Here is an 8192-nt window from a genome sequence, read left to right on the forward strand (position 1 = left end):
CAAATAGGGCCAGATGTGAATAAAACTCTCAACTACATAATCCAGGATTGCCATAATTTGGTCAAACATAAACCTCTCCCTTTATCGTAATTTTACAATGCGTAGTAGTAAAAAAATTTCTCCTAAAATATATCCCCAACTTTAGATCGAAACCAGGTGATATTCTCTTCGTGCAGGCAGTAGCTTGTCGCAGCGCCCTCAATCGTCCCTTCAATGAAGCCGACATCCCGAAGGACCTTCAGGTGTTGGGAGACCGTTGCCTGGGCAATTGGCAAAAAGTTAACGACATCGCCGGTAATGCATCCCGGGTGCGTGACCAGGAATTTCATGATCTCAAAACGGGTCGGGTTGCCCAGGGCCTTGAACATTGCGACCAGCTTTTCTTGTTTTTCTCCGTTAATATCCAATGTGCAGCAGGCTTCAGGAATAGTATTTGTGCTCATCATTTTCTCTCCTCAGTTCTTTTATCGTATTTTTGCGATGATTGTACGGGAAGTTATAAAGAATGTCAAGAGGCATTCGGCTTTATTCTGACGTACAATATTGTCATGCCAAAAAAACGTCTTGATCAGCTCCTCGTTGAACATGATCTCGCCGAATCGAATGACCTCGCCCAGCGCCTTGTGATCGCGGGGAAAGTGCGCGTGGACGGACAGCTCGCAGTCACGCCTTCTCAGATCGTTCAGGATGACGCAGACTTGACGGTCGATCAAGGCCCGCGCTTCGTCTCGCGCGGGGGAGAGAAACTTGCCGCCGCTTTGGATGCATTTTCCGTCGACGTGCAGGGTCTCGTTTGCGCGGACGCTGGCGCATCCACCGGTGGATTCACCGATTGCCTGCTTCAAAACGGGGCCGCCAAAGTCTTCGCCATCGACGTGGGTCACGGCATCCTCGATTGGAAGTTGCGCAACGATCCCCGCGTGGTTGTGATGGAAAAGACCAACGCCCGTCATGTCGAAAAACTGGCTGAACCTGTCGATCTGGTCGTGATCGATGCCTCCTTTATTTCGTTGAAAGTTTTATTGCCTGTGGTAATGGGGTGGTTTCTACCACCGCCCCCCACTGTCTCTCCCCCCGTTTCACGGGGGGAGCTGGAGGGGGGTATTATCGCCCTGATCAAACCCCAATTCGAAGCCACCCGCAAAGAAGTTTCTCAGGGCAAGGGCGTTATCCGTGACACAGAAATCCACAAAAGAGTGTTGCACGAAATCCTTGATTTCGCGACATCAAAAGGTTTCTCCCTGCTCGGACTGCTCCGCTCGCCGATCCAGGGACCAAAGGGAAACGTCGAGTTTTTGGTCTGGCTGGGCCTTGACAAATTATCTGCTCAGGAATCAGTGGATCAGGAAAATTTAATCAGAAGGGCAGTGAGCGGTGAATGATCTCAACGCTAGGACTTGATAGAAAGTCCGTTTCGCGTAGTACGCTTTAGCGTAAACGGACTTATTATCTCAGCCGAAAATTTATTTCTGCGAATAATGGAAAAATTCTTGTTTATAATCGCATCTGGTATTCTCTTTTCACGGGTAGGTAAAAAGGAGATTTTTACAAATGACATTCTGGCGCAATTATTATCATATGGTTTGGGCGACGAAAAACCGCGAGCATCTCATCACCGCAGAGTTGGAAAAAGACTTATATGCCTATATCGTCAGCAAAAGCGATGAGATAGGCATCATCATTTACGCGATTAACGGCTGGTACGAGCATACTCATCTTGTAGGGGCTATCCCTCCAAAACTTGCTGTTGCTGAGGGGGTCAAAAAACTCAAAGGTGCAAGCAGTTTTTTTGTCAATCATGTCATAAAACCCGAAGGGGAGCGTTTTGCCTGGCAACGCGGCTACGGTTCTTTGAGCGTCGGGGAAAAACAACGCCCAATTGCCATTGCTTATGTGGAAAACCAGAAAAAACATCACGCAGAAGAAAACACAAATGCATGGTTGGAAAGGTATGATGAAATAGACGAAGGACCTACCGATTTTGGAATTTCAGGGAAAAGAAAAGGTGTCAAAGATAACCAAGCCGATTATCAGGTACATGTTGATCCCTTTCCTTTCTAATGAGAGATTGAAATCTCTACTTAGACAGGAAGTCCGTTTAAACGGACTTATTATCTCAGCCGAAAATTCATTTTCTGGCTGGTTCTAAGGCAACCCGACCATCCCATGAACCTAAAATCCGACCGCATGTTCCCCCGCTTCGCCGCCTACGGTTTTCTCAAGAATCTGCGCTTCTTCGACCCCTTCATCATCCTGATCTTCCGCGAGGCCGGGCTGAGCTTTTTACAGATCGGGCTGCTCTACTCCATCCGCGATGTGGCGACGAATATCCTCGAGATCCCGACCGGCGTCTTTGCGGATGCTTTCGGGCGTCGCAAGGCGATGGTGATGGCCTTCGCCTCCTATCTGATCTCTTTCGTCATTTTCTATCTTTTTGCCAGTTTTTCGCTCTACGCGCTGGCGATGATCCTCTTTGCCTTTGGGGAGGCCTTCCGCTCGGGTACGCACAAAGCCCTGATCCTGGAGCATCTCAAGATCACCGGACGGGAAGGTCTCAAAGTCGCCTATTACGGGCGCACGCGCTCCTTTTCGCAGCTTGGCTCAGCGACCAACGCCCTCATCGCGGCGTCCCTGGTCTTTTACACGGGCAGCTATAGGATCATGTTCTTGGCATCCATGATTCCCTATACTTTGGATTTATTCAACTTGCTCTCGTACCCCAAAGCATTGGATGGCGATCTGGAGCGTGTCCCATTTAACGAGATCTGGAACCAGACCAAAAAGACTCTCCGCGACTTTGGCGGGATCTTTGCCAATCGGCCTGCTTTACGTGGCCTTCTCAACAGTTCGGTCAATGGGGGCTCCTTCAAAGCGACCAAGGATTATCTGCAACCGATCCTGGAGGGTTTTGCCCTCTCATTCGTATTCTTCCCCCTGTTTATGGGGGGAAACCAGGGGGGGCTCAGTGACGTGCAGCGTGGCGCGGTGCTGATCGGCATCGTCTATTTTGTGATCTATCTCTTCACCAGCTACGCCTCACGCAGCGCCGCAAAATTCAGCCAGCGTTTCACCAGTTTGGGACGCGCCATTAACACCACCTTTTTGCTTGGCGCAGGACTGCTCTTTCTGGCTGGCTTTGCGACCTGGGCAAATATGATCTTCTTATCCATTCTTGCCTTTTTGGCCTTTTACGCGCTGCGCTCTTTGCGCCGCCCAATGGATGTCGCCTATATCAGCGACCAGATCGATAGCAGAATTATGGCCTCGGGACTCTCCGTCGAGGCGCAGTTCACCACAATTCTGACGGCTATCTTTGCCCCGCTGCTGGGCCTGCTCGCCGACAATTTCGGCGTCGGCATCGCGTTAACTGCCCTCGGCGCAGGAGTCTTGGGATTGCATCTTTTTGTCAGGGTGGATGAGACAAAATAAAAAAGCGAGTATTTCAAACACACGCTTTGGAAGTAGACATCTAATAAAAGTAGTAACGGCTTTAGCCGTTATCCATCTCCAAAAAGCGACAAAAGTCGCTACTACAGCATGCTTTATTTGATTTTCTCTTACTCTATCGCTTCCTTCAATTGTCTTGCCATCTTCCCAAATTGGGAGGTATACAGCATCTCCTCCGTGCGTGGACGGGGCAGGTCAACCTCCAGATCCAGTTTGATGCTGCCGGGGCGCTGAGAAAGCACGATCACCCGGTCAGAGAGGAAAATTGCCTCGCTGATCGAATGCGTCACCATGATGACGGTCTTCTGACGCGCCTGCCAGATGCGCAGTAACTCTGTCCCCATTCGCTCGCGGGTCAGGGCGTCGAGGGAGGCGAAAGGCTCATCCAGGAGGAGGATATCCGGGTCGTGGACCAAACTCCGGGCAAGAGCGACGCGGTGCGCCATCCCCCCTGAAAGATCGCGCGGCCAGTTCCCCTCGAATCCGCTCAGCCCAACGAGATCGATCAAATCCTGTGCTTTGGCGCGGGCTTCATTTGTATCCATCCCCTCCAGCTCCAGCGGCAGGAGGATATTTTCCAAAACATTGCGCCAGGGCATCAGATTGGATTGTTGAAAAACCATCCCGATCCGTGGCTCTCCCCCTGCAAAGACGACCTTTCCATTTGTGGGGGTGAGCAGGCCTCCCAGAACGCGGAGCAGTGTGCTTTTGCCGCATCCGGAGGGCCCGATCACGCAGACGAATTCCTGCGGGCAAACCTCGAAAGAGATGTTTTCAACCGCATGCAGGCCACCGTTGCTGTCGGGGAAGGTCATGTCCATTTGCTGGACGGTCAGGATGGGGGGATTTTTCATTATTTTTTGTATAGGTGATAGCCCTCACCCCGTCCTTAATCTGCTCGGACTCCCCTCTCCCGCAAGCGGGAGAGGGGTTGGGGGTGAGGGTGAATATTAGGGTAAAAATTCGTTCGTATAGGCTGCATCGATATCGATCAACTCTGGAATAAATCCCATCTCAAAAAGAACGTTATTCATATTTTCCCAGGCTTGCGGATCGGAGTAACCGGGCTGCTCTATCTGCCAGAATTCAATGGATGTTGCCAAAACCTGCTTTTGGGTGGCTTCATCTGCCTCACCCAAATTTTCGACATATTTTTTGCTGATCTGATAAGCTTCATCCGGATGGTCGGCGGCATACTCCAGGCCGCGCAGAAAAGCCGCGATCATTTTGCGGATCAATTCGGGGTCTTCGGCAATTGTTTTCTCATTGGTCAGCAGGCCATTGGATGCCAACTTGACATGATCGGCTACGCGGATCTCATTGACCTCGTAGCCCTGTGCCGCCAGCTGGATTGGCTCGTTCGCCGTATAGCCAACGATGGCCTCCTCCTGATCAGTTGCCAAAGCCTCGACCTGGTTGAAACCGATCGCATCCAGCGTAAGGTCGCTTTCGCTCAATCCGTTGGCATGCAGCAGGGCGATAAAACCGACATAATTGGCACCAAAGAGACCGGGAAGACCGATCTTTTTGCCAGCCAGATCAGCGGGAGTAATAATGCCCTGCTCCACTTTGGAGACGACAGAAACGGGATAATCCCTATACCAGGCGGCGACATAGACGACGGGTAATCCCTGCGCCCGCGCCATCGGGACTTGTTCTCCGGAGACGACCGAAAAGGGAAGTTGCCCGGCGCCGACAAGGGCGACTCCGTCCGTTTCAAAGCTGTAATCAAACTCGATCTCAAGGCCTGCCTCCGCGAAATACCCTTTATCCACAGCCACATAGTAGGGTGCGTACTGGATGTTGGGGATGAAACCCATTGGCAGGCGAATTTGGGTCAATTCGGCGGGCTTGGGTGTAGCAGTGGCCCCACAAGCCGAAACGATCAAGCTGAGCAGAATGAGGATGAAAAGAAGTCGTGGTTTTTTGAACATCTGGTAAATCTCCTGAAATTAATAGATTTCCTGTTTGTGCAATGCTCTGGGCGGCGTCCTCGCCGCCGGGGACGGCGACGAGAGCAAGTTTATTGATTCCGCCAGGCCTGCCATTTGAGCAGATAACTTTCCAGCCAGGCGACGATGCCGTAGAGGGTCAGTGCGAGCAGGATCAGTGCAAAAATGGCGACGAAAACCAGCGCAGTATCGTACTGTCCGCGCCCGACGTTGATCAGGAATCCCAAGCCTCGATCGGCTCCGACGAATTCCCCAACTACGGCTCCGATCACGGAAAGTGCAGCGCCTATGCGCAGTCCGCCTAAAAATACAGGCAAGGCTGCCGGAATTTCGAGATGCCGCAGCACCTGCCAGCGTGAAGCGCGCAGCGAACGCATCAGGTCGTGCAGCACGGATGGGACAGCCCTCACCCCGACGACGGTATTCACCAAAACCGGGAAAAAGACAATCAGTGCGCAAATCAGTATTTTCGAGAATATGCCCGGCCCAAACCAGATCACCAATAATGGCGCGATCGCCACAACGGGTACAGCCTGACTGGCAACCAGATATGGGGCCACGATCCGCTCAAAAAGACGCGATTTAGCCAGCAAATATCCCAGCACGGTTGCGGTGGCTGTTCCCATGAGAAGGCCGAGTAACACCTCGGAGAGAGTCACGCCAGTGTGCCGGAGCAGGCTTCCATCCAGGAGGGCGCGTGAGAAGCGCATCCCCACATCTGCAGGGGAGGGCAGGATAAAGGCTGGCAAATCGGTGAAGCGTACGGCAAGTTGCCAACCTGTTAATCCAAGAAGCAGCGAAAGCAGCGCAGGCCAATGTGCACCTAATCGCGGCGCAAGGGGGGTTGGTGTTTTCAATTTGCGAGCAGGGTTGATATTCATAAACTCTCGTTCTTCGCAGAACAAAAAACGCTCCGCAGAAAATTACTTGCGGGGCGTGAGAGCAGGCGGCAACGCGTGGATCCGATGACTGCGTCCTTTATAAAAAATAACCCCGAAAACAGATCGTTTTCGGGGTCGCAAGCAGCCAGTACTGACGTGCGTCAACACTATCTGAACACCTTCTGCTATCCGGACTATACCGTCGGCCCCGGAGTCACACCGGATCATGCGCTTCGACTATGCTCAGCGCTCGTGGGCTATACCACCGATCGGGAATTCATTTGCTTGATTGGCAAATGTCACCCTGCCCCGAAGGTTTTTATTTAATTGTCTTTATTATATCAGTTATACAAGTTCAATGCAGTCAACAGGGCATACTGCTACGCACTGCGGTTCATCGAAATGACCTTTGCAATCAACACATGTATCGGGGTTAATCACGTAAAGATCATCTTCACTAATTGATTCGGTGGGGCATTCGGGCTCACAGGCACCGCAGGATATGCATTCGTCAGTGATCGTCATTGTCATGATTTTTTTTATTCTCCTTAGAATTTAATCTACCCTAAAATTAAACTATCTCTCTGGCAAAGTCAATTGACGAATGTCTTATGTTTATATGACTTTGTTATGAAAGCCTTTAATATATAAAGTCGAATTTCTGGATGAATTCACTTTTAAAAGGTGCGCATTGAAATTCTTATTTTAGATTTGAATCGACCTCACGGATATAAGCCTCCGCCAGATCAGCGGTTTCCTTGTAACCCATCAGCTTTTCGCGCTCTTTATCAACTACCGCGGCGGGGGCTTTTTTCGTAAAGGGGCCGGAGAGCATATTTTCAAGGCGAATGATATGAAAATCTCAATTGGACCGACGAAGAGAGCGATGTTGCTTTCAGGATTCTCTGGATGGATTTTACAACTGGTAGTCTTTGATGATACGGTCATTTAACGCATCAAATTCCGCATCCACCACCTGACGGACAGGATCAGCCTGATACCATGCGACGATCTGGCGCGCACCTTCAGCAAAGCTGATCTTTGGGTTGAATTCTGGCACCAGACGTCTGATCTTGGCATTATCGAAGATCATCGAGTGGGTTTTATCGCCCAGTAAGCCGTCACCCCATTCAGAGTCGTAACGGGCGATCACCTCGGAAGGGACATGCACCAGCTTTGCCTCAACACCAGCGGCTCGGGCAATATAGTTGTAGATCTGATTCCAGGAGAGCCATTCGTCGGATGTGATATGAAAGGTATCTCCAATGGCGCGCGGATCAGCAAACAACCCAACCATGCCAACGGCAAAATCTTCGTGATGGGTCAATGTCCACAGGGAAGTACCATCGCCATGCACGACGAGCGGCTTTCCTTCCAGCATACGATGCAGGACCGTGTAGCCGCCGTGCGTGGGGAAAAGTGTTGGGTCATAGGTATGTGAGGGGCGCACAATGGTGATTGGGAATTTCTCTTGTCGATAGGCCTCGATCAACATCTCTTCGCAGGCGATCTTGTTCTGTGAGTATTCCCAGATCGGATTATCCAGAATCGTGGACTCGGTGACAGGCAAGCTGGCCGGCGGAGTCTGGTACGCCGATGCCGAACTGATGAAAATATACTGCCCCGTGCGGCCACGCAGTACTTCGATATCCTGTTCGATATGCTCGGGAGTGAATGCAACCCACTGTACGACAACATCGAAGTCATGCTCTCCGAGAGCCGCTTCATAGGAAGCGCGGTCACGCACATCTCCTTTGAGTTGGATCACTTCCTTGGGAATGGGGCGGCTGGTTTGTCCGCGATTGAGATGATACAGGGTCATGCCGCGTTCGACAGCCAAACGCGAACAAGCTGAGCTGATGATCCCTGTACCGCCAATGAATAAAACTTTTATCATCCTGCACCACCTTTT

At 51.2% G+C, this 8192-nt stretch carries 9 protein-coding genes, 1 pseudogene and 1 riboswitch; of the genes and pseudogenes, 3 read left to right on the top strand and 7 right to left on the bottom strand.

The window, feature by feature from the left end; translation table 11 throughout:
• Positions 1-122 precede the first annotated feature (122 nt).
• Positions 123-443 (bottom strand): ArsR/SmtB family transcription factor, encoded by a 321-nt coding sequence (locus AC3DOM_RS13170; RefSeq protein WP_487919511.1) that lies wholly within the window; start codon positions 441-443, stop codon positions 123-125.
• Positions 444-548: 105 nt separating this feature from the next.
• On the opposite strand from AC3DOM_RS13170, the gene AC3DOM_RS13175 reads away from it, so the two are divergent.
• The 3 genes from AC3DOM_RS13175 to AC3DOM_RS13185 all read left to right on the top strand — a co-directional run bounded on the left by AC3DOM_RS13175 (position 549) and on the right by AC3DOM_RS13185 (position 3429).
• Positions 549-1382, top strand: a complete 834-nt coding sequence (locus tag AC3DOM_RS13175; RefSeq protein WP_487919512.1) for a TlyA family RNA methyltransferase — start codon at positions 549-551, stop codon at positions 1380-1382.
• Between the two features lie 169 nt (positions 1383-1551).
• A complete protein-coding gene (gene tnpA / locus AC3DOM_RS13180; protein ID WP_487919513.1) occupies positions 1552-2061 on the top strand; it encodes an IS200/IS605 family transposase in 510 nt (169 codons plus the stop codon).
• A gap of 105 nt (positions 2062-2166) precedes the next feature.
• Positions 2167-3429 carry an MFS transporter gene (locus AC3DOM_RS13185; protein WP_487919514.1) on the top strand — a complete coding sequence of 421 codons (1263 nt, stop codon included), beginning with the start codon at positions 2167-2169 and terminating at the stop codon, positions 3427-3429.
• Between the two features lie 128 nt (positions 3430-3557).
• Here the strand turns inward: AC3DOM_RS13185 and AC3DOM_RS13190 are convergent, their stop codons facing one another.
• The 6 genes and pseudogenes from AC3DOM_RS13190 to AC3DOM_RS13215 all read right to left on the bottom strand — a co-directional run bounded on the left by AC3DOM_RS13190 (position 3558) and on the right by AC3DOM_RS13215 (position 8177).
• The gene (locus AC3DOM_RS13190; RefSeq protein WP_487919515.1) at positions 3558-4301 is read right to left on the bottom strand and encodes an ABC transporter ATP-binding protein; all 744 of its coding nucleotides are present in this window, start codon (positions 4299-4301) and stop codon (positions 3558-3560) included.
• A gap of 96 nt (positions 4302-4397) precedes the next feature.
• Positions 4398-5381 carry an ABC transporter substrate-binding protein gene (locus tag AC3DOM_RS13195; RefSeq protein ID WP_487919516.1) on the bottom strand — a complete coding sequence of 328 codons (984 nt, stop codon included), beginning with the start codon at positions 5379-5381 and terminating at the stop codon, positions 4398-4400.
• 89 nt (positions 5382-5470) lie between these two features.
• Complete coding sequence (locus AC3DOM_RS13200; protein ID WP_487919517.1) at positions 5471-6280, bottom strand: ABC transporter permease; 810 nt, start codon at positions 6278-6280, stop codon at positions 5471-5473.
• Between the two features lie 173 nt (positions 6281-6453).
• A riboswitch (FMN riboswitch) is annotated at positions 6454-6601 on the bottom strand.
• 30 nt (positions 6602-6631) lie between these two features.
• Positions 6632-6811, bottom strand: a pseudogene (locus AC3DOM_RS13205) (4Fe-4S binding protein); the annotation flags it as partial.
• A gap of 169 nt (positions 6812-6980) precedes the next feature.
• Positions 6981-7115 (bottom strand): hypothetical protein, encoded by a 135-nt coding sequence (locus tag AC3DOM_RS13210; protein ID WP_487919518.1) that lies wholly within the window; start codon positions 7113-7115, stop codon positions 6981-6983.
• A gap of 81 nt (positions 7116-7196) precedes the next feature.
• Positions 7197-8177 (bottom strand): SDR family oxidoreductase, encoded by a 981-nt coding sequence (locus tag AC3DOM_RS13215; protein WP_487919519.1) that lies wholly within the window; start codon positions 8175-8177, stop codon positions 7197-7199.
• Positions 8178-8192 lie beyond the last annotated feature (15 nt).

This window comes from Candidatus Desulfolinea nitratireducens, assembly GCF_982879505.1.

What these genes read in the sequence shown, in the direction of transcription:
- AC3DOM_RS13185 (WP_487919514.1), top strand. Translation starts at nt 2,167, where the DNA reads ATGAACCTAAAATCCGACCGCATGTTCCCCCGCTTCGCCGCCTACGGT.
- AC3DOM_RS13190 (WP_487919515.1), bottom strand. Translation starts at nt 4,301, where the DNA reads ATGAAAAATCCCCCCATCCTGACCGTCCAGCAAATGGACATGACCTTC.
- tnpA (WP_487919513.1), top strand. Translation starts at nt 1,552, where the DNA reads ATGACATTCTGGCGCAATTATTATCATATGGTTTGGGCGACGAAAAAC.
- AC3DOM_RS13200 (WP_487919517.1), bottom strand. Translation starts at nt 6,280, where the DNA reads ATGAATATCAACCCTGCTCGCAAATTGAAAACACCAACCCCCCTTGCG.
- AC3DOM_RS13170 (WP_487919511.1), bottom strand. Translation starts at nt 443, where the DNA reads ATGAGCACAAATACTATTCCTGAAGCCTGCTGCACATTGGATATTAAC.
- AC3DOM_RS13215 (WP_487919519.1), bottom strand. Translation starts at nt 8,177, where the DNA reads ATGATAAAAGTTTTATTCATTGGCGGTACAGGGATCATCAGCTCAGCT.
- AC3DOM_RS13195 (WP_487919516.1), bottom strand. Translation starts at nt 5,381, where the DNA reads ATGTTCAAAAAACCACGACTTCTTTTCATCCTCATTCTGCTCAGCTTG.
- AC3DOM_RS13175 (WP_487919512.1), top strand. Translation starts at nt 549, where the DNA reads ATGCCAAAAAAACGTCTTGATCAGCTCCTCGTTGAACATGATCTCGCC.
- AC3DOM_RS13210 (WP_487919518.1), bottom strand. Translation starts at nt 7,115, where the DNA reads ATGCTCTCCGGCCCCTTTACGAAAAAAGCCCCCGCCGCGGTAGTTGAT.